The 23491-nt window shown below is 59.0% G+C and carries 22 protein-coding genes and 4 pseudogenes; 5 read left to right on the plus strand and 21 right to left on the minus strand.

What is annotated here, in order from left to right:
- A pseudogene (locus tag ACNAZS_RS18375) lies at window positions 1–740 on the plus strand (hypothetical protein); the annotation flags it as partial.
- A gap of 25 nt (window positions 741–765) precedes the next feature.
- On the opposite strand, the gene tssH reads toward ACNAZS_RS18375, so the two are convergent.
- From tssH to ACNAZS_RS18465, 18 genes and pseudogenes are all read right to left on the minus strand, one after another.
- Entirely contained in the window at window positions 766–3522 is a 2757-nt protein-coding gene (tssH, locus tag ACNAZS_RS18380) for a type VI secretion system ATPase TssH (protein ID WP_415791946.1), read from the minus strand.
- A gap of 93 nt (window positions 3523–3615) precedes the next feature.
- Complete coding sequence (locus ACNAZS_RS18385) at window positions 3616–3999, minus strand: DUF2195 family protein (protein ID WP_415791947.1); 384 nt, start codon at window positions 3997–3999, stop codon at window positions 3616–3618.
- Window positions 3989–4513 carry a DUF2778 domain-containing protein gene (locus tag ACNAZS_RS18390; protein WP_415791948.1) on the minus strand — a complete coding sequence of 175 codons (525 nt, stop codon included), beginning with the start codon at window positions 4511–4513 and terminating at the stop codon, window positions 3989–3991. Before ACNAZS_RS18390 ends, ACNAZS_RS18385 begins: the two co-directional genes overlap by 11 nt.
- Window positions 4510–4808 (minus strand): type VI secretion system baseplate subunit TssG (locus ACNAZS_RS18395; protein WP_415791949.1); only part of this gene is annotated, 299 nt, incomplete at its 5' end. The genes ACNAZS_RS18390 and ACNAZS_RS18395, both read right to left, overlap by 4 nt.
- Window positions 4809–4812: 4 nt before the next feature.
- Window positions 4813–5471 (minus strand): annotated as a pseudogene (tssG, locus tag ACNAZS_RS18400) (type VI secretion system baseplate subunit TssG); the annotation flags it as partial.
- A gap of 1 nt (window position 5472) precedes the next feature.
- A pseudogene (locus ACNAZS_RS18405) lies at window positions 5473–5688 on the minus strand (hypothetical protein); the annotation flags it as partial.
- 14 nt (window positions 5689–5702) lie between these two features.
- Window positions 5703–6359 (minus strand): DUF3540 domain-containing protein, encoded by a 657-nt coding sequence (locus tag ACNAZS_RS18410; protein ID WP_415791950.1) that lies wholly within the window; start codon window positions 6357–6359, stop codon window positions 5703–5705.
- Window positions 6360–6390: 31 nt separating this feature from the next.
- Window positions 6391–8295 carry a type VI secretion system baseplate subunit TssF gene (gene tssF / locus ACNAZS_RS18415; protein WP_415791951.1) on the minus strand — a complete coding sequence of 635 codons (1905 nt, stop codon included), beginning with the start codon at window positions 8293–8295 and terminating at the stop codon, window positions 6391–6393.
- Complete coding sequence (tssE, locus tag ACNAZS_RS18420; RefSeq protein WP_415791952.1) at window positions 8295–8858, minus strand: type VI secretion system baseplate subunit TssE; 564 nt, start codon at window positions 8856–8858, stop codon at window positions 8295–8297. Before tssE ends, tssF begins: the two co-directional genes overlap by 1 nt.
- Window positions 8858–9673 (minus strand): type VI secretion system accessory protein TagJ, encoded by an 816-nt coding sequence (locus tag ACNAZS_RS18425; protein ID WP_415791953.1) that lies wholly within the window; start codon window positions 9671–9673, stop codon window positions 8858–8860. The genes tssE and ACNAZS_RS18425 overlap by 1 nt, the downstream gene beginning before the upstream one ends.
- Window positions 9674–9805: 132 nt before the next feature.
- Complete coding sequence (locus tag ACNAZS_RS18430; protein WP_415791954.1) at window positions 9806–10291, minus strand: Hcp family type VI secretion system effector; 486 nt, start codon at window positions 10289–10291, stop codon at window positions 9806–9808.
- A 56-nt stretch (window positions 10292–10347) separates the two neighbouring features.
- The gene (gene tssC, locus ACNAZS_RS18435; protein WP_415791955.1) at window positions 10348–11850 is read right to left on the minus strand and encodes a type VI secretion system contractile sheath large subunit; all 1503 of its coding nucleotides are present in this window, start codon (window positions 11848–11850) and stop codon (window positions 10348–10350) included.
- Window positions 11851–11868: 18 nt separating this feature from the next.
- A complete protein-coding gene (gene tssB / locus ACNAZS_RS18440) occupies window positions 11869–12423 on the minus strand; it encodes a type VI secretion system contractile sheath small subunit (protein WP_415791956.1) in 555 nt (184 codons plus the stop codon).
- Between the two features lie 44 nt (window positions 12424–12467).
- Window positions 12468–13529 carry a type VI secretion system protein TssA gene (gene tssA / locus ACNAZS_RS18445; RefSeq protein ID WP_415791957.1) on the minus strand — a complete coding sequence of 354 codons (1062 nt, stop codon included), beginning with the start codon at window positions 13527–13529 and terminating at the stop codon, window positions 12468–12470.
- A 347-nt stretch (window positions 13530–13876) separates the two neighbouring features.
- Window positions 13877–14317 (minus strand): WG repeat-containing protein, encoded by a 441-nt coding sequence (locus ACNAZS_RS18450; RefSeq protein WP_415791958.1) that lies wholly within the window; start codon window positions 14315–14317, stop codon window positions 13877–13879.
- 129 nt (window positions 14318–14446) lie between these two features.
- Window positions 14447–15772, minus strand: a complete 1326-nt coding sequence (locus ACNAZS_RS18455) for an aspartate aminotransferase family protein (RefSeq protein WP_415791959.1) — start codon at window positions 15770–15772, stop codon at window positions 14447–14449.
- Between the two features lie 277 nt (window positions 15773–16049).
- Window positions 16050–16447 (minus strand): dihydrodipicolinate synthase family protein (locus tag ACNAZS_RS18460; protein ID WP_415791960.1); only part of this gene is annotated, 398 nt, incomplete at its 5' end.
- Window position 16448: 1 nt separating this feature from the next.
- Window positions 16449–16961: pseudogene (locus ACNAZS_RS18465) on the minus strand (dihydrodipicolinate synthase family protein); the annotation flags it as partial.
- 254 nt (window positions 16962–17215) lie between these two features.
- On the opposite strand from ACNAZS_RS18465, the gene ACNAZS_RS18470 reads away from it, so the two are divergent.
- The 3 genes from ACNAZS_RS18470 to ACNAZS_RS18480 all read left to right on the plus strand — a co-directional run bounded on the left by ACNAZS_RS18470 (window position 17216) and on the right by ACNAZS_RS18480 (window position 19982).
- Window positions 17216–18094 (plus strand): RNA polymerase sigma-70 factor, encoded by an 879-nt coding sequence (locus tag ACNAZS_RS18470; RefSeq protein WP_415791961.1) that lies wholly within the window; start codon window positions 17216–17218, stop codon window positions 18092–18094.
- 216 nt (window positions 18095–18310) lie between these two features.
- Window positions 18311–18745, plus strand: coding sequence for a cupin domain-containing protein (locus tag ACNAZS_RS18475; RefSeq protein WP_415791962.1), 435 nt, complete (start codon window positions 18311–18313; stop codon window positions 18743–18745).
- A gap of 196 nt (window positions 18746–18941) precedes the next feature.
- On the plus strand, window positions 18942–19982 hold the full coding sequence (locus ACNAZS_RS18480; RefSeq protein ID WP_415791963.1) for a LysR family transcriptional regulator: 1041 nt from the start codon (window positions 18942–18944) through the stop codon (window positions 19980–19982).
- Between the two features lie 12 nt (window positions 19983–19994).
- Here the strand turns inward: ACNAZS_RS18480 and ACNAZS_RS18485 are convergent, their stop codons facing one another.
- The 3 genes from ACNAZS_RS18485 to ACNAZS_RS18495 all read right to left on the minus strand — a co-directional run bounded on the left by ACNAZS_RS18485 (window position 19995) and on the right by ACNAZS_RS18495 (window position 21809).
- Window positions 19995–20489: an Ohr family peroxiredoxin gene (locus ACNAZS_RS18485; protein ID WP_415791964.1), complete on the minus strand. Its 495-nt coding sequence runs from the start codon at window positions 20487–20489 to the stop codon at window positions 19995–19997.
- Between the two features lie 74 nt (window positions 20490–20563).
- Complete coding sequence (locus ACNAZS_RS18490) at window positions 20564–21319, minus strand: SDR family oxidoreductase (protein WP_415791965.1); 756 nt, start codon at window positions 21317–21319, stop codon at window positions 20564–20566.
- 10 nt (window positions 21320–21329) lie between these two features.
- Window positions 21330–21809 carry a carboxymuconolactone decarboxylase family protein gene (locus tag ACNAZS_RS18495; protein ID WP_415791966.1) on the minus strand — a complete coding sequence of 160 codons (480 nt, stop codon included), beginning with the start codon at window positions 21807–21809 and terminating at the stop codon, window positions 21330–21332.
- 523 nt (window positions 21810–22332) lie between these two features.
- On the opposite strand from ACNAZS_RS18495, the gene ACNAZS_RS18500 reads away from it, so the two are divergent.
- On the plus strand, window positions 22333–23448 hold the full coding sequence (locus ACNAZS_RS18500) for an ABC transporter substrate-binding protein (protein ID WP_415792104.1): 1116 nt from the start codon (window positions 22333–22335) through the stop codon (window positions 23446–23448).
- The last annotated feature ends 43 nt before the right edge of the window (window positions 23449–23491 follow it).

The following is a 23491-nucleotide window of genomic DNA, read 5'->3' on the forward strand; positions in this document are numbered from 1 at the left end:
CCCCTGACCAGCCTGTGGCGCAGCCGAGTCCCGCTGATCTGGACACGACACCCCCGATCAACGTCGCTGACACAGCCACGCCACCCACAGAGCCCACGACCCCTGCGCCCTCCCCAGTGACCCCTGCGACGCCAGTCTCCGCTGCGGTGCCCGCGGCCGCGGCCTCGGCCCCGCTTGCGTCCCCAAGGGCGCAGGAATTTGCCGCGCCGCCCCCCTCAGGATCCCCTTTTGACGACACCCCGTCCGACGAAGCACTGCTTCCGGACTTCCCGCCCACTGACACCTCTACGACCGACGTCTTCAGTGACCTGTTCGGCGGCCCCGGCACCGTCCCGGTCGGTAGCGCGCCCGACGTTTCCGCCCATCCCTTCGATATGGAATCGGCCCAGAACCGCAACCCGGAAGATCCCCTGCGCCATCTGCCGCGCGGCGATGCCAATGTCTCGGGCCCCCTGCGAGACCCGCTCGACGCACTGGGCTCGCACGATGACAATGACGGCCACAACGTGTTCTCCGACCAAACGCCGTCGACCCTCCCCTCCGACGATCCCCTCGCGCCGCACCGTCTCGATCCCTTGGGCGAGACGTTGAATAGCGCCCGCGAGCAGGACAACAACGGTTGGGCTGCTCGCGATAATTTGCGCGAGTATGGCGGGTTCTTGCGACCGGCTCGTGTGCAACAGCCGGCCCCCAAAAAAGACACGTCTGAAGACGAGCCGAGCCCTCCGCGCCGCAAATAAGCACGGGAGATGCCCGGCATCGGCATCATTCGTACTGGTACTGGAACTCCCCATCAGCCGCAAGCAAGGTCACCGTGGACACGCTGCGCCCCTCCATCGAGGCGGACAGTAGTTCGCGGCTAACCTGTGGCAGCACGGTATTTGTCAAAATCGCATCAACCATACGGCCGCCTGACTCCACTTCGGTGCAGCGCGCCACCACCAGCGCAGTCGCCTCGGGGCTGACCGTGAGCGCGATATCATGGTTATCACGCAAGCGCTGACGCACTCGCTCAAACTGTAAATCGACAATCCGCGCCAACATCTCATCCGATAGCGGCAGATAGGGCACCGCCACCAGACGGCCAAGCAGTGCCGCCGGGAAGGCCTTGAGTAACGGCTCTCGCAAAGCAGTCGCCAGGCCGTCCGCATCCGGCATCAAATCGGGATCTTTGCACAGCGTGGCGATCAACTCGGTCCCCACATTCGACGTCAGAATAATGACGGTGTTGCGGAAATCGATATAACGACCTTCACCGTCTTCCATCCAGCCCTTGTCGAACACCTGGAAGAAAATCTCATGCACATCCGTATGTGCCTTTTCCACTTCGTCCAGCAACACCACGCTATACGGACGACGGCGCACGGCCTCGGTCAAGACGCCGCCTTCGCCATAGCCCACATATCCCGGCGGCGCGCCCTTGAGCGTGGATACCGTATGGGACTCCTGGAACTCGCTCATGTTGATGGTAATCAGATTCTGCTCACCACCATATAGCGCCTCAGCCAGCGTCAGTGCCGTCTCGGTCTTGCCCACGCCACTGGGGCCGCACAGCAAGAAAACACCGACCGGCTTGTTCGGATCGGTCAAGCGGGCACGCGAGGTCTGAATGCGTCGTGCGATGGCCTCCAGGCCATGCCGTTGCCCGATGACACGCTGCTCCAGCGTATCGGCCAGGCGCAACACCGATTTGGCCTCGTCGCGCACCATGCGGCCGACGGGAATGCCGGTCCAGTCCGCGACCACCGATGCCACCGACGCCGCATCAACGGCCGGGTAGATCAGCGCGGCTTCGCCTTGGAGACGCGCCAACTCGTCCTGGGCCTGCGCCAATTCCTCGCGCAATTGCACCGGGTCTTTTGTCGGCGCAGCGTCTTGCACGGGCGCGGGTTCTTGCACCGCATCGCCGGCAGGTGGTTCTGCGGTTTCGCTGTTATCGTGTGCTGAAGGCACATTGCCAATCGGCGCCCCGGGCATCTCGCTAGCCGGAGCTTGCGTGTCGCCATCCTGATCCAGTGCCTTGCGTAGCGAGAAAACACGCTCGGCCAATGCTCGCTCAGATGCCCAGCGCTCCTCGAGCGCGCTTTCTTCCACACGCGCCTGCGTCAATGCATCGGCGATTTGCGCCACACGGGCCTCATCTCCCGCCCCTAAACGCGCCTCACGCACCGCAATACGCTGCTCGATCTCCAACGCTTCGATACGGCGACGCGCATCTTCAAGCGCCGCGGGCACGGCATGCTGGCTGACCGCTACTCGGGCACATGCCGTATCCAGCAGGGCCACGGCCTTATCAGGCAACTGGCGCGCCGGGATGTAGCGATGCGACAGCGAGACAGCCGCCTCAATCGCCTCGTCCAGCAACAACACCTTGTGGTGATCCTCCAGCGTCGCGGCCAGACCGCGCAACATCCCGACGGCGCGAGGTTCGGCGGGCTCGTGAATCTGCACCACCTGAAAGCGCCGCGTCAGCGCGGGATCTTTCTCAATGTACTTTTTATATTCCGACCAGGTCGTTGCCCCGATGGTCCGCAATTGTCCCCGCGCCAGCGCGGGCTTGAGCAAGTTTGCCGCATCGCCCGTCCCTGCCGCCCCCCCGGCGCCCACCAGGGTATGAATCTCGTCAATAAACAGCACGATAGGCCGGGGGCTGGCTTGCACCTCGTCAATCACACTACGCAAACGTTGCTCAAACTCGCCTTTGACGCCGGCCCCCGCCTGCAGCAGTCCGATATCCAGCAACAGCAGCGACACGTCGTGCAGCGGCGGCGGCACGTCGCCACTGGCCAGTCGCAGCGCCAACCCTTCGACCACTGCCGTCTTGCCCACGCCAGCCTCACCGGCCAGCAGCGGGTTGTTTTGCCTGCGACGCATCAGAATATCGACGATCTGACGGATTTCCTCATCGCGGCCCGACACCGGGTCGATCTCGCCGGCACGCGCCCGAGCAGTCAAATCGACCGCAAACTTGGCCAATGCCGAGCCACCGCCCTCGCCCGACACCGGCGCAGTGCCTTCGGACTCAACGGGCTGTGCGGAAGCATCCTCGGGGGAGCCGTGCACGATTCCCTCCATTTGCTCCAGCAGCACATCCGGCACTATGCGGGAGAACTGGTCCGACATACCCAGCAACACGTTGCGTAAGGCATAGGTCTTGACCAACCCAGCCATCAAATGGCCACCGCGAATACGCCCGGCGCCGTACCGCAATGATCCCAACACCCACGCACGCTCGACTGCATGGTCAATATGCTCAGACAAATCGGACACCGAGCCGGCACCCCGCGGCAGTTGATCCAGCGCCACCGTCAAGTCTGCCTGCAATGTCCCCATGTCCATGTCAAAGCGACGCGCGATGCGGTGAAAATCACTGTCTTGCGTATGAACGACCTGGTGTATCCAATGCACCAGCTCCACGTACGGATTGCCCCGCAATTTGCAAAACGAGGTCGCACCTTCCAGCGCTTGATACAGCAGCGGATTCAGTTTTCCAAACAAATCTTGGCGGCCAATGTCGGACATATCGTTGTGTTGTACTCAGCATCAAAAAAAGGGATCAGCCGTTCAGCATTATTCGGCGGACATCGAACGTCGCAGTCAGTCAAGCGAACTCGGTCAATCCGGCGCAGCGCAGCCCAGCGAGAGCACCACGCCGCGATCGCCCAGCAATTGGGCACTGCTGGTCAACGTCAGCGTCTGTGGCCCGGACTCGCGCAGCGCAACTGCGCCGCTTTGCAGAAAGCTGCGATACCCGTCCATCTCGACCTTGGACGTGTACTGCGCAATCGCCGACTTGCAGCCGCATTCACCGATGGATTTTTTAACGTTCACATTGGCCTGCAGGAGCACGGCTTGAGCCGTCGTGCTGCGCACGCCCGGTTGCAACTCCACGCACTGCGCCAGCGCATTCTCGACTTTGATCGACCCGGCCGCCTGCGCCAGCGGACCCCATACGGTGGTTGCCAGCAGCACTGCCAGGCAGCGAGTTTTAATGGGCACTCGTGCCTCCGTTCGTGGCGCGATCTTTCACATACTCGACCTTGATGATCATCGTCGACCGTCCTTGCCCGCCACGCACGTAGGTGCGCAATAACGGAAAAATTCGGCCATCGACTTCAATGCAACCGTGGCTATAACCCTTGGTGGAATCATGGAGGTAAAACCCGTTACGGCCCGGCGAGCAACGATTCTTCGTCGCCGTATCGGCCGGCTCCATCCGCGCACGGTTAGTCCCCCAATTCGCCCAGTTAGGCTCGCACCGGCCGGCGTCGGCGCCGCGGGGAATCGTCTGAATGCCCCATGCGGGCTTCAGCGCGCACATGTCGCGGCCATCGTCTTGCGCCACGCCCTGATCCGCCAAAAAAATCTTGTAGTAGCCCGGCGGGATCGGACCGGCGTCGGGCGTGCAATGCTCGCTGGGCAACTGGTGGCGTGACGCGCCACTGGTCGCGCGAAACGTTCCGTGGCCTGTCCACTCCACTGTTTGGCCATCGTAGGTCATGTCATGCCTCATGCTTGCGTCTCCTGGAGTTGCGTCGTTGCCATCGCCGCCTTGCGTGCATCACGTCCTGCACGATCACGGCCCTCATAATCCAGCACTAAATCACGTGCATCGCCTTGCTCTGCCCGGCGACTACCCAACCATGACGACAGACCCAACGGTTGCTCCGCACCCAACTTGATGCCGACCACATCCTTGCGTTTGAGCACCGGCCGTACATCCCAGGCAAACTCGACACCAATGTAATCGCGCACCCAGTGCATCAACTGCCGTGCCCGCTTTCCGCCCGGCAAGAAGCTGGCGTAGTNGGNCCGCTCCAGCGGGCCGAGTTCAATGCGAAATTTATGCTGGGCATCGCGCACCGCCGAACCCAGAATAGTGTCCTGCCCCAATCCGAGACTACCGCCCAACCCCAACTGCTGCGAGGGTTCCAACCGTATCCACTGCGGTACAAACTCCGCAATACGCACAGGCACCGAAAAGAATGTCTGAAGGATCTGCTTCAGACCCTCTGGATTACGCGTCTGGCGCAGCAAATGGCCCGCCATGAAAAACTTGGCGTGATCCATCACGGTGTCGCGCCGTGCCAGGGACGGCATCCCCATATGCAGCAAGCTGGCGACATAACGCGTAAAACGCGCCTCTTTGCGATCCAGACTGACCGTGCTCTGCGCATCGGCCCAGGCACGATAGAACAGCAAAATCAGCCGATGATGAAATACATCGGCAAAACCCGACAGCGTGCGATCGCCATAGTGGTGAATGCGCTCACGCACATACTCCGTCAGGTGCAGGGGCAGCGGGCCATTTGGCCCAAACAAACCAAAACTGTAGATCGAGACTTCCGGAGGACGTCCGTCGCGCGCCAAATCGACAGAAGACAATGTCGACGGCGCAAAAGCCATCGAGGGCTCCTGGCGCAGACGCACCGGCTCATTACGCGCAACCGTGTCGCGGCCCAACGGGGCGCNCGCGCCCGCGCGGGCGTCAATCCAACGCAGCACATGAAACAGATCGTGGGAATAAGGGTCTTGCGCCAACTCACGCCAGAACGTGATCGGCATGGAGGGCAAGACCCCACCTCCCGCGGGCGGGATCGTCCCGGATGGCTGACCCTCCCCTTCGGACGCGACCGGCTGCGACCCGGGCGTCGCCCCGACCGTTGCCTGCTCGCCGGCGCCCACCATCGTGTCCGACATGGTTAACCCATATGAATCTGCTTGGCGTCCACCTTCACCAGGTTCTCACCGGTCACCATGGTGTAGGACGCATGCAGACGGGCACTCTTGTCGGCCCGGTAATCTAGCGAACCAGCCCGTACGTGCTCGACCTCCTCGGCCGCGCGGAAGGTCACGCGGGACAAGAACGACAGGCGATCCATCACGGCCTCGTAGACCTTGCCCACCACACGAGTCGACCCGACGGTCGCCGTCACCTCACCGCCCAGGTACTTCATTTTTTCCGTCACGAAACTGGCTTCTTTGGCCTGCAGCGCCAGAGACGCCGTATCGACGGTGACCGAGCGCTCGCCGGCCAGACGCACGTCCTTGGCACTCTCGACCGAGACACTGCCGGTACGCGAGCGCAGCACCACATCGCCCATCGTTTCGAGCTGGGCCTGACGCGGATCGGCCTGCTCGACCACGGCAATCAGGTACACACGCGCGGTCTCGGGGCCGCTGATCAGCACCTGATCCCCCAACTGGGGCATCAGCAAACAACTGGCCGCCAGACGGGTATGCCATTGATGACCATCACATTCAACAGTAAACATACCGTCGTCGTCACGATGCATCACTGTGCCGATCAGATGCACCGGATCGTAGACGGGATACTGACGTTTCGCCGCGGTTTTCATGGCACGATTCCTTTCAATCAAACTCAGGACCCTAGACTGCGGGGCGTGCCCCCATACGGGGCTTCCAGCGCGCGATTTCGCCGCGCTGCAACGTAGACAACACCAATTCCGACATCATGTTGATCGACACATGCCGGGAAAAAAACTGCTCCAGGACGGCACCAAACAAATACGGGCTGATCCCCGAGAACGCTGTCTCATCCACTTGTAAACCGATACGCACGCCCCGTCCATACACAATTGGGCCAGGAATCGGCAAACGATGATGCATGGGGTCAGCGCGGACATGGCGCACGCCAGCGATATGCTTGCGCACCACCGGATCCGCCAGATTGCCGTACACATTCAACATCTCGCGCAGCGTCTGCGCCCCCTGCTCGGCATCCAGATCCACCAGGCTCAGATAATTCAAGCCCAAATGGCTGATCAAATGCCACGTCGCCGCATTTTCAGCCAACGCCGGATGCGGCCGCGTCGGGCCATGCAGCACCTTGATCGCACCAACCGGCGCTGACACCCGCAACGTAAAGTCCGTCTCCGTGCCGAGCGGCAGCAGCATCGCCAGATCGCGATTCGTACACAGTGTCTCCAGCGTCAGGTGACGCAGTTGCCCCGAAAACGGAACCTCGTGACGATCCACCAGCGACACAAACACCTCGCTACCGATGTAACCGGTCCGCGTGCCATTGCGCTTTGCCTGATCGGACAACAATCGAGGCTCACGACGCATGGAATAGTACGCACCATAATCATCCGGATCACTGCCCAGCGTGCCATAAAACGACCGGAACTCTTGCTCGGGCCGCTCTGCCGAGGCATGACCCAACACCTGAGTCACCCCAAACACTTCGTAGTCCAAGGGTCGCGTACGATCCACCACCAAGTGATATTCGCTCGTGCGCGGCGTCACAGCCACACGATCCGCGCGCTTGGGGAACAGGTTGATCGCCGGCGCACAGTGCAACGCCACGTGCTCCGCGGCGATCGAGCCCTCCAGCTCAGGCGCCGCCACCGAAAACAAAAGCGTCAAATCAAAACTGCGCGTCTCGCGGCGCTCGCCGCTGCGCAAGGCAGACGTGCGCAAGCCGCGCTTTAAATCATTCACGCTGAAAAACAAATAGCGTCGCGGAAACGCAAAATATTCCTGCAACAAACGATAGCCTTGGAACACCCGCGTATCCGCAGGCAGCAGCGCCTGGTCGTCGTCGAATCCCTCATGCTTGATCGAGGCGGGCGATAGTTTGTTGATCCAACTGACAGGGCGCTCCGTATCATGGCCCAGCACCGCCACGGTATGGCCCATGATGATTTCCAGCAAACGCTGCATCTGCAAGTCTTGACCGGCCAGGTGAAACACCAACTGGTCCAGATCCATGTCTTCCAGACGAACGCCCCCACAAACTTCGATACGAATACGCAAGGCACTCAGCACGCGACCATTACGCCCGCCCAACCCCAACCGGGCCAACGGCAAATCGGGCGGTGTGCCCGTGAACTCCGCCTGCACCACGCGCAAGGGCCACAGCCGCACTGCATGTCCGGTCATGAACTCGCAAGGGGTCTGCTCGCCACGCGGCACTCGCCCACGCAGCAACGTGCCTCGCGGCAAATCAAAGCCGCGCGCCAACGTGCCTTCGTTCATGCTTGGGGAAAACTGCACCACCGCCATCGAGGGCGTCGGCGCCAGGTAGTTGGGATAAACGACCTCGAGCAGGCGTTGCGAAAAACGCGGGAACTCCGCGTCCATCTTCAGATGGATACGCGCCGTCAGAAAACTAAAGCCCTCAAGCAGCCGCTCTACATACGGGTCCGCAACCTCGGTGCCATGTATCCCCAGACGGCCCGCCACCTTGGGATACATCTGGGCAAACTCCGCACCCATTTCGCGCATGTACACCAATTCGCGGTTGTAGTAGTCGAGCAAGCGCGAATCCATCAGACAACGCCTCCGATATCGCGCAGATCCATATGGCCGCTTTCCAGATCGATATCCGTGCGGAACAAAAACTCCATGGGGTGCGGCACACACCACAACATGCCCTTGATCTCCAGGGTCAATATGTTGTGATGCTCCAGCGTACCGGTATCGGTCACGCAACGCACCTCGACCGACGAATTCAGGATGCGGGGCTCGAACGCCGCAATCGCATTACGGATCGAGTCTTCGACGTCGATCCAGTCGATTTCCGACATCCGTTTGCCTGCCATGGCGCGCACGCCAAAATTCAAGGTCGAACCCGGCACGCTCGGATAAGAAGACAAATCATCCGTCGTCTGCAAATTGACCGTGTTGAGCAACCAGCGCAGATCCCGCAAAACGGCCGTGCGCAACTCCGCATGCGTCAACATCGACGACTCGCGCGTCTCCTGTCGCTTGGACGGATCGTTGTCCATCAAGCGATCCAATAGCGACGGTTGCAAGCGATCACGGGCCACGCGTTCACTGCGCGGCATATGCTCCCACGGACGCAAACCCGCCGTCGTATCGGTTACTGCCATCAACGCATCTCCAGCGACCGTATATCCAGCAAGCCGTACTCGCCCTGATCGGTCACCCACATCTTCTGACCTACGCCGGCGTAGGTGTCGCCATGCAGCACGTGCCAGTCAGTCATCCGCCCCAGCTTCGCTCCGTCCGACAGGTCGGCGTATGTCTGCCCGGCCAGCGCGGGATAACGAGCGGGAATCAAGCCATATTGGGTCCGGCCATCCTCCAGCACGGCTTCGGCTTGCGACCACACGACATCGCTCAAGCCCTCGGGTGGCAACAAACGCACGCTCTTTAACGCGGAGAACGGGAGCCAGCCATAACGGCCGCCCGACATAAACTCAAACACCGGACCGAGACGGCTGTCACCATCACTGACCCATTCAAATGTCAACGGTGTCTCGTCATTGGACACCACCACCTGCCCGGGGCGAGCCTGAGCCGCCTCATAAGCGCGCGCGCGACATTCATCCGCTTCTTGCGGCGCCTCGGCGTCACAGCGCAACGCCTGCCACAAATCCGCAAACCACTCCGGCGCCTCGCCAAAGGAAAAGGGTTCTTCTTGGCCACTGAGCACGAGCTCGCGCTGACGCTCGGCGGCAATCGCCTGTGCATACAACATGGCGGTAGGCTGTGCCTGAGCATTGAGCTGGGCGCTCAATTGCAGTTGTTCGGACGCACGCGCCCAATCTCCCTGCACCACCATCAACTGAAATAACTGTGCACGCAAATCCGCATCGGCCGGTTTACGGCGTATCTGCGACTGGATCGACTCCAGATGCTGGGACAAGCTGCTTTCACGCAGCGCAATGGCAGGTTTGGTCATAAAGAGCACCGCAGAAGAAACACAAAGTCGGCGCACGGTTCAGAAACCGTCCGCCGTCTCGAAAAAGATGCGGCTTGATCCCTTGGGGGTGGCCCGACGAGGCAATGCCCCACCGAGCCGCTACCCAAGGCTTTAGCCGACTTCGCGGTTTTGCTTGATATCCCAAGCGACCAGGCTTTCCGCACCCTTGCCGCCTTGCTCCGTTTGCTCCCAGTATTGCTGCTTGACCTTCGCAGCCTGGAAAGCAAAGTTCACAACAACGGATTCAGAGTTGAGTTCGCCCGACAACTGCACGGACGACACCAACACGTCTTCCAGCGTGATCTTCGTGTATTCAACCTGTTGGCCACCAGCCTTGCACACCGACAACTCGATACGGCTCAAGTGCTTGCCGCTGGCGCAGTGCTTCATGACAGCCGGAGCGGCCTTGTCGATACGCGCAACGACGTGCAAGTCGTTAAAGCTGGCCTTACCGGCGCCCAGACCACCACCGCTGGCCATGGTACCGGGCTGCGTAGCACCCCACGAGAACGAAACAATGTCGGTCCAATTCTTGTGATTGCCATCCTTCGACTCGCCACTGGCACCGTCGATTTTCATGAACATGTCAACAGCCACTTCTCTCTCCCTAAGTTGCAGTCACGGCACCGACGTGCCCTGATCGAATGAGTCCATTAACCGTCATTCTTCTTCAACGACGGCAGCTTGGACACGAGACGCAGCGACACCGTCAGCCCTTCGAGCTGATAGTGCGGCCGCAAAAAAAACTTTGCGGAGTAATAGCCTGGGTTGTCCTCAATCTCCTGGACCTGGACCTCGGCGGCAGCCAGCGGCTTGCGGGCCTTGGTCTCCTGAGACGAGTTGCCTGGATCACCATCGACATAATTCATGATCCAGTCATTGAGCCAGCGCTCCATGTCGTCACGCTCGCGAAACGAACCGATCTTGTCGCGCACGATGCACTTGAGGTAATGCGCGAAACGGCAGCAGGCAAACAAATACGGCAAGCGGGCCGACAGCTTGGCATTCGCCGACGCATCCACGTCATAGTACTCATGCGGTTTTTGCAGGGACTGTGCGCCGATGAACGCCGCAAAGTCCGAGTTTTTGCGATGGACCAACGGCATAAAGCCATTCTTGGCCAACTCAGCCTCACGGCGATCGCTAATCGCGATCTCGGTGGGGCACTTCATGTCGACACCGCCGTCGTCCGTGGGGAAGGTATGGCACGGCAAGTTTTCCACTGCGCCGCCCGACTCCACGCCACGGATCGACGTGCACCAGCCGTACAGTTTGAACGAGCGGTTGATGTTGGACGCCATCGCGTAGGCCGAGTTGGCCCAGGAATAGCGATCATGGTTCGCACCGTCGGTGTCTTCTTCGAAGTCGAATTCATCAACCGGGTTGGTGCGCGAGCCATAAGGCAAACGTGCCAGGAATCGCGGCATGGCCAGACCAAGGTAGCGAGCATCCTCGGACTCACGCAGACTGCGCCAGGCGGCGTATTCCGTGTTGGTAAAAATCTTGGTCAGATCACGCGGATTTGCCAACTCTTGCCACGAATCCATCTGCATCACGCTGGGCGATGCCCCCGTGATGAACGGGCAGTGCGCCGCCGCCGAAACCTTGGCGATTTCGCTCAGCAGTTCCACATCTGGCGGGCTGTGGTCGAAGTGGTAGTCGCCCACCAGGCAGCCGATCGGCTCGCCACCGAACTGGCCGTATTCTTCTTCGTAAACCTTCTTGAAAATCGGGCTCTGATCCCAGCCCACGCCCTTATGGCGCTTGAGGGTACGGCCCAATTCTTTCTTGGAGATGCACATCACACGGATCTTGAGCAGCTCATCCGTCTCAGTGTTGGTCACCAGGTAGTGCAGACCACGCCAAGCGCCTTCCAGTTGCTGGAAGTCCGCGTGATGCATCACCAGATTGATCTGATCCGACAGCTTGCGATCGATCTCGGCAATGATCGCCTGAATCGTGCGATAAGCATCGGAAGACATCGACACGCCGCTGTTTTCCAGCGCCTGGTGGGCCAGCGTGCGCACCGCGTGCTCCACCGCTTCGCGTGCTTGTTCAGTCTTGGGCTTGAATTCTTTCTTTAACAGCGCCGACAGGCCATCGGCCTCTAGCGTTTCAGTTGTGCGGGCATCCGCGCTTTTCGCCACAGCAGTCATCGCGATCTCCGTTATCGTTTATTTCGCGGCCGGATCAGATTCGGGCGCATCCGTGCCCGCAGCCGGCGCATCCGGATTCGGCGCAGCAGCCAACGCATTCATCAAAGCAGGGTTCTTCAGTACCTTGCCGATCAACTCTTCGGCGCCGGTCTTGCCGTCCATGTAGGTAAGCAAGTTGGCCAACTGGGTACGCGCCTCCAGCAGTTCGTTCAACGCGCCGACCTTGCGAGCCACGGTGGCGGGCGAGAAATCGTCGATGCTCTCAAACGTAATGTCGACATTCAGCTCGCCGTCGCCCGTCAGCGTATTCGGCACATGGAAAGCCGCACGCGGTTGAATCGACTTCATGCGCTCATCGAAATTATCGATGTCGACGTCCAGGAATTTGCGTTCGGCCACGTCCGGCAAAGGTTCGACCGACTTACCGGCCAGATCCGCCATCACGCCCATCACAAAAGGCAATTGAACCTTGCGTTCGGCACCATAGATCTCCACGTCGTATTCGATCTGCACACGCGGTGCTCGATTACGTGCAATGAACTTCTGGCCGCTACCCTTCAGTGTCGTTACCATCTGTACTCTCCTGTCCTGCAATCTATGCAATGAATTGAGCGAGCTCAGTCGCCAGATCCGCCATTAGCGTCCCTGGGCAACCAGTTCTCGAATTGTTCGAGACCCTGCGGCGCCAGATTCTTCATAATGTCGTGAAAGCTCATAGAAACCAGTTGCTGCGCCCGACGAATCAAATACGGAGCAGGATGACTAGGCTCATGCACTTCAAAGTACGCGCATACCTTGGTCAACATGGCGATCGCATCGTCACGTGACTGTATCTGCGCGTCCTGCCAACGTAGCACCGGCGCCGGTGCTGCTACCAGTGTAGCGTGCTGTTCAGAGGTTGTAACTGCAGTGTCATCCGCACTTGCGTCCCCTATTGATGCGCTGACGGTCGTTACCGGTGCACTATCACCCAAAGCCAACGTCGCCACATCCAGCGTGCGCAGAATACCGGTGTAATCCGGCACCCATTCTTGCCCCAGCTTGTCCGTGACTTGTTTTTGGATGCGACGCAAAGCCTGCGCGGCATTGGTCAGCGCCACCAGCTCAGGTTCTTTTTGCACCCAGGATTGACGCAGATGCTCGACCAGGCGGACACGACCGCCCGGATAAAAATCGGGATCCGAGCGAGTGCCATCCAATAAGGATTCCGCATCGCGCAGCGACAATTGCCCATGCACACCATTGACCAGGCGACTCGAACGCACGCTGCGTGCGCAGCCCGCATGGTCGCCCAACGAAGTCAGTGCATTGATGCGCGGCATGGGATCGTGATCATCCTCACTATCCAGATGCGGATGCACGGCCTCCCAATAACGCTCCAGCGTATCGGCCACCAGTTTCACACCGTCGGCATAGCCCGGCAGGCCCCGCACTTCTGCCCAAGCCTGAGTCAGGTAGCCCATGATGCGCACATCTCGCGTGCGCTCCAATAAACCGCGCGCGAGTTTCTCTACTTCCCGCCAGTCGGGAGGCTGGGCCGGGATGATCGTCGAGCCGAATTGTTGCTCACTACGCTCCACCGCCGCTTGCTGCAGTTGCAGAAATTCGGGATCGTATTCCAGGTCCTCGCCGCAAGGCAGACGAGAATCCAACGAGGTCAAGATATCGGCAAATTCCATAAGTCTTATTCATACCTGGGATAACCCTTAGCCCCGCAAATAGGCCACCTTCGAGCTAATCCCGTAGAAGTCGGAATTCTAGGCATAGCCTGCGCCTATCCCTGTGACAGATAACACCTACTGTCTTTTTTTACGATTTATTAACAAATACGAAAATATCAGTACATTTTCTTCATTGCTATTTTTAAATATTGAAACAATACCGTCCAAGCACTATCAGGGCCAGAACCCCGCACATCACGTACGCTGATTTGATCGTTAGCTTATTTTTGATGCTGTTTCATTAATAAAACCAATCAACAATGCAATAAGACTTCATTATCCATATGAGATGAGTCGTTGCGTCCCTAATGCGCCGGTACCGGACGCATCGGATTACGCAGCGTTTCCCACTGCTGGCAAATCATGTATGAATGCTCTGCCTCGCGATTCTGAGTGCAATTCGTCCCGGCTCGGGCTACACCATCTTTAAACGGAAAAACAAAATCGTATTGCGCGGGAACCACGACGTGCAGCGCCTCGTTGTGAAAACCCATTTTGCCGTTCTCGACAAAGCGCGCCAGGCCCTCCTCGTAGTAGTCTGGGCCATTGTCGAAAATAAAAGGCCGCAAGATGGGGCGTTTGTTCCGGTCAATATAGAGCCAGCCTTGCTCATCAAGAATCAGGGCGTGGCCATAACGATCGACATCCTGGGCCTGGTCAGTGTGATCGACATTCTGTGCCAGGCTAGGCAGCGCGGCACAGACCAACAGCGCTGACGCGCAGGCAGATTGAAATTTGTGCTTCATGGCGACAGCATAACGGCAGAGACCCCAAGGCCGCCAGCATGCGGGCGGCCTTGGGGTCTCTGCTTCGCCGACTCACTTATCTATATATATATAGAAGAGTCGGCAGATTACCGTGACGCGCCCCCTTCATTAGGCGGGCAGAACCGCGCGTACCGATTGCGCAAACCGCTCAACGATCTGATCGATGTTCTCAGCCGTACAAATAAAGGGCGGCGCCAACAACGCATGATCCCCCTTGACCCCGTCCACCGTACCGCCCATAGGGTAGACCAGCAGACCATGTTGTTTGGCCATCGCCTTGAGCTTGGCGTGGGTCTTCTGAGCGGGATCCAACGTTTCTTTGGTGCTGCGGTCAGCAACGAACTCCACCCCGACAAACAAGCCGCGGCCGCGGACATCGCCCACATTGGGATGATCCGCAAAAGCGGCCTTGAGGCCGGCACGCAGTTGCTCACCCCGCGCGAGCACATTCGTCAACAGATCGTCTTGTTCAATGACGCGCTGCACCGCCAACGATGCTGCGCACGCCGTCGCATGACCAATATACGTGTGACCATGCTGAAAGAAACCGCTGCCGCCCACGATGGCGTCATAGATGCGGTCCGTGCACAGCGTCGCGCCGATCGGTTGATAGCCCGCTCCCAGTCCTTTGGCGATGGTAATGAGATCAGGCACCACACCGTCTTCGTCGCAGGCAAACAAATGGCCTGTACGCCCCATCCCGGACATCACTTCGTCCAGAATCAACAGCACGCCGTACTTGTCGCACACCGCGCGAATCCGTTTGAGGTAATCGCCCACCGGCGCCAGGGCACCCGCAGTCGCGCCGACCACCGTCTCGGCCACAAACGCCGCGACCGACTCCGGGCCGAGTTCGAGAATTTTGGCTTCGAGCTCGTCAGCCAGACGTTGTGCATATTGCGCATCGCTTTCCCCGTCCAGACGTTCGCGATACGGATAGCACGGCGACACATGATGCGCCTCGACCAGCAGCGGCAAGAATGGCTCGCGTCGCCAGGCGTTGCCGCCGATCGCCAGCGCGCCCAGCGTGTTGCCATGGTAACTCTGGCGACGCGCGATGAAATGGTGCCGCGACGGCTGGCCGATTTCCACAAAATACTGACGCGCCATTTTCAGCGCAGCCTCGACCGCCTCGGACCCGCCCGATACAAAATACACATGATTCAGATCGCCCGGCGCCGCCTGCGCCAGCATATCGGCCAGCGTCTCAGCCACCTCGGTCGTAAAAAACGACGTGTGCGCGTAGGCAATCGAATCCAGCTGCTGCTTGATCGCCTCAATCACAACCGGATGGCCATGCCCCAGGCACGACACCGCCGCACCGCCGGAGGCATCGATATAGCGCTTACCATCCTGATCGATCAGTTCGATCCCCTCGCCGCCGACGGCAAGGGGCAACTTGAGCTTGGGATTACGGTGAAATACGTGCGTCATGGTCAGAATCTCTTTGTGAAAAGGCTAAACGCGAAGAACAAGGCGCCACCCAAAACGAAACTTGCCAAAGCAGCGTACCCGTCACCCAGTATAAAAAGTCCTGACTCGAAACGCAACAATCGTTTCATTGAAATAATGAAACGGATCAAATGAATCAATCATGCGCGTGATAGCTCGCGCAACCAGTCGATCGCCACGCAACAATCGTTTCATGCCAAGCCATCGTCCTCTCGCCCCCGCAGTCGCCACGGAAACCTTGGCGGCGGGCAATCCCGTCTTAAATCAGCCCCCACTGGCCAAGCAGCCGGCGCAGCGTCTCATCCGCCTCGGCCGACAGTGGCCACGCGCCCGGGGCACGCACCGCGCCGCAGTCTGTCCCCAGCAATTGCAACGCACGCTTGACCACGGTCACATTGGTGCCATTGCGCTCTAGCGCCCGTAATGCCTCAAACTCGGCCATACCGCGAATCAGTTGCATCGCACGCGGATAATCGCCCGCCTCAAGCGCCACATGAATCTCGACGGATCGCTCGGGCAACACGTTGATCAGGCCTGACGTAAAGCCACGCGAGCCCACGGCATAAAACGGCGGCGCCCAGTGTTCAGCCAAGCCACCCACCCACGCCAAATCACGCTCACGCGTGCGCTCGATAATCTCGGCCAGACGCAGCGGCGNGGGCGAAGCCCACTTCACCCCAACCACACCGGGAATCGCGCAGAGCGCCTCCACGGCGTCCAGGCCGATTCCGTCATCACGCAGGTAAAGCACCAGCGGCAGGCCATCACCCACCTCGGCGATCCGAGTGACATACTGCACCACGCCACGCGGCGCGACAAAAGGATCTGGCGGCTGATGCACCATCAGCGCCGTAGCGCCCGCCGCGCGCGATGCGCGCGCCAAGGCTATCGCATCATGCAGGCTACGGCCTACACCCGCCAGCAACGGCACCCGCCCGGCAACCTGTTCAGCCGCCGCGTGCACCATTTGTTCCGCTTCGTGTGTCGTCAGGCCATAAAACTCGCTGGTATTACCGTTAGCCACCAATACATGTACACCGGCAGTCACCGCACGATCGACGATCGGCGCCAAGCGGGCCGGCGCCAGTTTATCGGCATCATCAAAAGGGGTAACCAAAATGCCGGAAATCCCGTTCAGGGCGGCGCGTAGCTTGGTAGGGGCCTGACTCATGGTGTCTCGTCTCGAATAGGTAATAGCCGAACGGGCGCCCGGCGGACTCTAATGTATTGAACACGTTTGCCGGCGGCTCGTCCAATACGCAACGCACATTCGGTCATACAAGAACTGAATGATGGCAGTAGAGATCTATGCCACCGAGGCAACGCAGTAAAGTCCACGCGACGAAAAGTTGCCAATTCTGGGGAAACCGCACAATAATCACGGCTGCCTCTTTTACGCTTTCACGACGGCCCCTTTACCCTCTAATGACCGATCCCACTCGCCTGTTCAACAGCCATCGTTCGCGCTTGCAGGCGATCGCTTATCGCATGCTGGGCTCGGTCGCCGACGCCGAGGACGTCGTCCAGGATGCCTGGCTACGGTGGCACGAGACAGACCTCTCAACGCTGGACAATCCCGAAGCCTGGCTGGTGACCGTTACCACACGCCTGTCCATCGACCGCCTGCGTGCCGCCAAGGCGCAGCGAGAACACTACGTCGGCGTCTGGCTGCCCGAGCCCATCTTGATGTCGTCCCCCCCCACGCCGGCCGAGATCCACGAAATGGCCAGCGACGTCTCGGTCGCGTTCCTATTCCTGCTGGAACGACTATCGCCCGAAGCGCGTGCCGCCTTTCTAATGCGCGAGGTCTTCGATAGCGACTACGAGGATATTGCCCGGACCCTCGAAAAAACCGAGACAGCCTGTCGCCAGCTCGTCAGACGCGCCAAGCAGCAACTCCAGGCCGCCGAACCCCGGCACAATGTCTCACACGAAACCCACCATCGCCTGATGCTGGGCTTTGCCGAGGCGATGCAATGCGGCGACTTCCACGGCCTGCACGCCCTGCTGCGTGACGATGCGGAACTGATCGGCGATGGTGGCGGCAAGGTCCCCAGCTTTGCCAGCCTGGTCGGCGGCAAACGCCTGGCTCAACTGTTCTACGCAGGACGAAGGCGATACGGCGACGCACTACACGTCAAGGTCGTACAGATCAATGGCCAATGGACGCTGCTGCGCTACATCCAGGGCAGCCTGGAATCCGTACAGTCCTACGAAACTGACGGACAACGCATCGTTCGCGTACTGGTGCAGCGCAATCCGGAAAAACTTGCCCGCATCGCGGCGGCGCTGCCGGTGGATTGATTTAGCATGTGCGAAAAAAACGCATCAATCCGTATAGACAGTACAAAATAAAAGCGCCAACGCTGGCGCCCTCGCTTTACGCAGTAACGCCAAACTATCGCCGACACTCGAGATTGGTGCCCCACAGACAACATAGTGATCCCGCGCCCGGATCTACCGGGCTGACGCCTGGCCTTCTACGATGGACCCGTCCCTTCAACCACCCAAGGAACGGCCATGCAACAGATCATCAAGCGCGGATTACCTTTCATCGCCATCGGCGCCTTACTGAGCCCCCTGGCATCCGCGGCACCACCGCACAAGGCTCACGCCACCACCGCTCCACAACCCATCGTGACATCGCTGATGACCCACGATCTGCCGGATATACAGGGTAAAGACGCCCTGGTGATTACGGTCGACTACCCGCCCGGTGCCGCCGACCCCATTCATCGGCACGACGCGCACAGCTTTGTCTACGTCCTGGAAGGCAGCATCGTGATGCAAGTCCAAGGCGGCAAAGAGGTTACGTTGACACCCGGCCAGACTTTCTATGAAGGTCCAAACGACATCCATACCGTCGGTCGCAACGCCAGTAACACCCAACCCGCCAAATTTCTGGTGGTGTTGATCAAAAAGCAAGGTTCGCCAGCGCTCATACCGGTGAAATAGCTTGAGCCCCCTCGGGAGATGAGCCCGGACACAGAACAGTCCCTGCGGACTGTTCTGTGCCTGGCGAATCCGAGCGGCGTACTAGCCGCGAGGTGGACAGCAAGCCGACGGCACGGCGTGGGGGTCTTTTCTGCCGCCGGGCCTTCTTTTCTTCTGACCCACGTCACAAAACGATCAGTTCGGCCGTCTTAGGGATATGGAAAACACAGATCCCTCTGTCAACGCACCCGCGGCCCAGGCGTCAGACGCCATTTCCACACAGGCTAGCCCTGGTAATGGCGGCGACTCGCTGGCCAATAGCTTTGCTACCAGCTATGCCGGCGTCGTAGCCTTTATCGCGGTTGCGTCCGAAGGCAACTTCGCCAAGGCGGGCGACCGCCTGGGTATCGGCCGGTCGGCCGTCAGTCGCAGCGTGCAAAAGCTGGAGGACCAGTTGGGCACACGACTATTCGTGCGCACGACGAGAAGCACGTCGCTGACCCGAGAAGGCGAGGTGTTCTATGAAAACTGCCATGCCGGTGTCAAGCGCATCGTGCAAGCACTGGACGACATGCGTGACTTGCGCGCGGGACCGCCTGCCGGACAACTCCGCGTATGTGCCACCACGGGGTTTGGCCGCAAGGTCGTCGCGCCGTTGCTCAATGGTTTCCGCGCCGCGTACCCTGATGTCTCGATAGAACTCCTCCTGGACGACGGAACGGCCGACTTCACGACGGACCGCATCGACGTGGCGTTTCGCGATGGCCGCATGGAAGACAGCCAGGTCATTGCCAAACAATTGATTCCAATGCAAATGCTCCTTTGCGCGTCGCCGGACTATGCCGCCAGGCATCCCTTGCCGCAGACGATCGACGAGCTGGCCAGACATCAGTGCATCAACTTTCGCCTGCCGACGGGGCGACTCTACGAATGGGAATTCAAGATCGAAGGCCTGATGCGCAAGTTCACACCGCAGTCTATGTTGTCGTTCAACGATGCGGACCTGGTTCTGCAAGCGGTACTCGACGGTCAGGGCATCGCACACATGGCGGGCTACCAGATAGGCGACCATCTGCGGGCCGGCACGCTAGTGCCGTGCCTGCCGCAATACTCGCCCGATGACCGCGGGCACTACATCTGTTACCTCAGCCGTCAACATCTGCCCAGCAGAATACGGGTGTTCATCGACTATATGACCACCCGTATCCGGGCACTGGATCTACAAAGCCTAGAGACATTTTTGCTAAAACAGCACTAACCGCCGCGACCACTATTGCGTCAATGCCACCACACTCTCAATGCCTTGCCGGGCCATTTTGGAGTATGGGCATAGGCGCTCGGCGTTGCGTACCAACTCTTCTGCCGCGGCCTTTTCCAACCCCGGTAGATGAATAGTGATGTGCGCCGCCAAGGCATAAAGACCGTCAACTGGATCACGGCCAAAGGTCACCGATGCCTTGACCTCGGAATGGTGAATAATCAGCCCCTCTCTGGCGGCCAGCAGACTGAGCGCGCCGTGGAAACAGGCGGCATAACCTGCAGCAAACAGCTGCTCAGGATTACTGCCGCCGCCCGGGCCACCCAACTCTGCAGGCAAACGCAGGTCGACCGTCAACGCGCCATCGTCAGAGCGCGCAATACCTGACGCGCGTCCGTGTTCGGCCTCTCCGCCCTTGACTGTCACAGAGGTGGTATACAGGGCCTGAAAATCTTCCCCCCGATACTTGTCCAGCAGGCTTAAAGAAGGGGGCTGTAATTTACTCATATAGTTGCCTCGCGTGTACGTCTGGACTACCCAACGGCGGCATCAAGCTGATGCCGCCATTTTCCCAGAGCCGGTTATTTCCCGCTACGTGAGCGGGAAAACCACGTCTCAAAATCAATATCGCCCAAAAGGGGAATGGCCCCTGGCACCAGCGTGTCATCCTGCAGCAATGCCCCAAAATAACGCGCCTGTTTATCCGCCACGACCTGACGGACATCGCCAATCTGCTTCAAAAATCGCTCGACCAGATTTCCCAGCCTTACTTTTTCGGGGCCGGCGATTTCGATCGTGCCGTTAACCGGCGACGCCAGAGTGACGTCGGCCATCGCCCTGGCCACGTCATCAGACGCGATAGGCTGTACATACGCATCCGGCAAACGCACCACGTCCCCATCGGCGCCTGACTGCACAATACCACCCAGGAACTCAAAGAACTGTGTGCTATGGACGATGGTGTACGGAATGCCACTCGCCTTGATCAGCTTTTCCTGCGCAATTTTTCCTCGAAAATATCCGCTTTCCGACAGTCGGTGTGTTCCCACCACCGACAGCGCAACATGATGCCGTACACCCGCCTCGGCCTCGGCGGCCAACAAATTACGCCCTGACGTTTCAAAGAACTCCAATACCGCCTTGTCTTCGAACGAGGGAGAGTTCGCGACATCCACCACGATTTGAACGCCGGCCAACGCTTCGCGCAGGCCCTCGCCCGTGACCGTGTTCACGCCGGTCGCCGGCGAAGCGGCAATCACGTCGTGGCCGCGCTGCGTCAAATTGCCGACCAGTTTGGAGCCAATCAGACCGGTGCCACCAATGACCAGGATTTTCATGACGTACTCCTCAGTTCAGGTTGGCCTTATCCAGCCCATAGGCCTTGTCGGCCGAGCCAGGAACCGTCTGGAAACCCACATTCAGGCGGTTCCAGCCATTGATCACCATGATCGCAAAGCTCAGCTCCGTGAGCTCTTTTTCCGAATACTGCGTACGCACACGTTCATAGATCTCATCGGGCACACCGTGCGCAGGCAGATGGGTCATGACTTCCGTCCACGCCAGCGCCGCACGCTCACGCGGCGAGAACAGCGTGGACTCACGCCAAATGGCGACGTGGTGCAAACGCAGTTCACGTTCGCCTCGGATCTTGGCCTGCTTGACGTGCATATCCAGGCAGAACGCGCAGCCGTTCAGTTGCGATGCCCTGATATCGACGAGATTGAGGATCGACTCTTCAATGGAACCCGACTTGACGAGCATGCCAAATTCGACAAACTTCTTGAATAACTCGGGGGACTGCGCAAAGGCATTAACACGTTGACTCATGATGATTCCCTCTATGGTTGACGCCGCCCGCCTGGCGGATAAATTGGGTCGTTGCAAACACTCAGGCAACGAGCAAATGGTAGGCGTCGAAGGAATCAGCCGGTAGACCCGGCAAAGGGATCATAGTGTTGTCTGGAAAGCACCAATCGCTATCGTAGGCAAGCGATCGCTACCAGCACGTTGGTCGACCGAGATACCGGGGACGTTGGCAAGCCCGTACAGGCCGCCAACTCAATATTTGACAGGCAGGGTTCACGGGCCGAAAATCAGCTGGGGATTTCCAGCCCACGAAGCGGATAAAACCAAGCCATAACACCTGGGGAATATGGTCTCTTGAACTCTCACGCCATTAGACCACCCATAGAGCGAGAGGGGAGAAAGGCCAGAAAAAATTTAATCGCCATTCATCGTAGGCGTGTATAGGCATTTACATTTTTATTAAAAATAAGGGGTAACAATGCAAACTCAAACCAAATTTTTGAGACTGGGTCTGTTCGCGGTGTTGTGCGCGTCGGCATTTTCTATGCCGGCCGTTGCACAAGTGAAGATCGGGGTCATCAACAGCCTGTCGGGCAACTTCGCAGCATTCGGAGAGCGATACAACACGGGCATACAAGTTGCGTTGGAAGAGGTCAATGCGAATGGCGGCATTAACGGCGAAAAGCTGGAATTGATTTCTCAGGATGACCGCTCTGATGCGCAAAGTGCATTAGCTGCCGTTGAGTCCCTAAACAAGCAGCAGGTACCATTGATTATCGGCTCGTATGCCTCGGGTATTACGGGCCCGATGTCCAAAGTTGCGACCCGTCAAAAAATCCCGTTGATTGTGTTGGGCAGCGCCGATGACTCGATTACCAAGCCGGGCTCCAAGTGGGTGTTTCGTGCCAAGCACAACTCCACGATTGTGGCGAATGTCTACTTCGATTATTTCGATAATCTTCAAAAAACCCATGGTGATTTGAAGAAGATTGCCATCATGTACGGCAACGGCGCGTGGCCAACCTCGATGAGCGAAGAAGGGGTGCGCCAAGCGGAAAAACGAGGCTATGAAATCGTCGGCAAGCAAGCCTATGACCAAGGCACCACGGATTTCCGTCCGATCCTGAACAAATTCCGCTCGGCCAACCCGGACATTTTGCTAACCAGTTCGTATGCGGATGACGGCATCGCGATTGCGCGGCAAATCAAAGAAGTCGGTCTGAACACGAAAGTCGTGGCCATTGACACTGCCTCCTCGATGATCAGTTTCATTGAGCAGGTTGGCGACCCATCGGAAAATATCGTGTCGGCGGTGAGCTGGAGCCCGGACGTTAAATACGCAGGGACGCCCGAGCTTTATGAGCGCTTGAAAGCGAAGGCAAAAGAGGAGCCCTCTTTCTACGAGGCGGAAGGTTATCTGGCCCTGACCGTCGCGGCAGATGCATTACGCCGCGCCAAGTCGACTGATCGCGAAAAAGTACGCGAGGCGCTTGCCAGCACGAATCTGAAAACCCCGGTGACCGACGTCGTTTTTAAGGATTACGACGGCTTCTCCGGACAGAACCCGATTAAAAGCGTCATTATCCAGATTCAGGATGGCAAGCACGTGACCGTATTCCCGGAGAATCTGGCATCGCAAAAAGCCAAACTCTCGAACTGACTGCTAATCAATAAATATAAAGACCCACATGCCGATCTATATC

This window comes from Bordetella tumulicola, assembly GCF_965138755.1.
GTDB classification, from domain to species: domain Bacteria; phylum Pseudomonadota; class Gammaproteobacteria; order Burkholderiales; family Burkholderiaceae_B; genus Bordetella_A; species Bordetella_A tumulicola.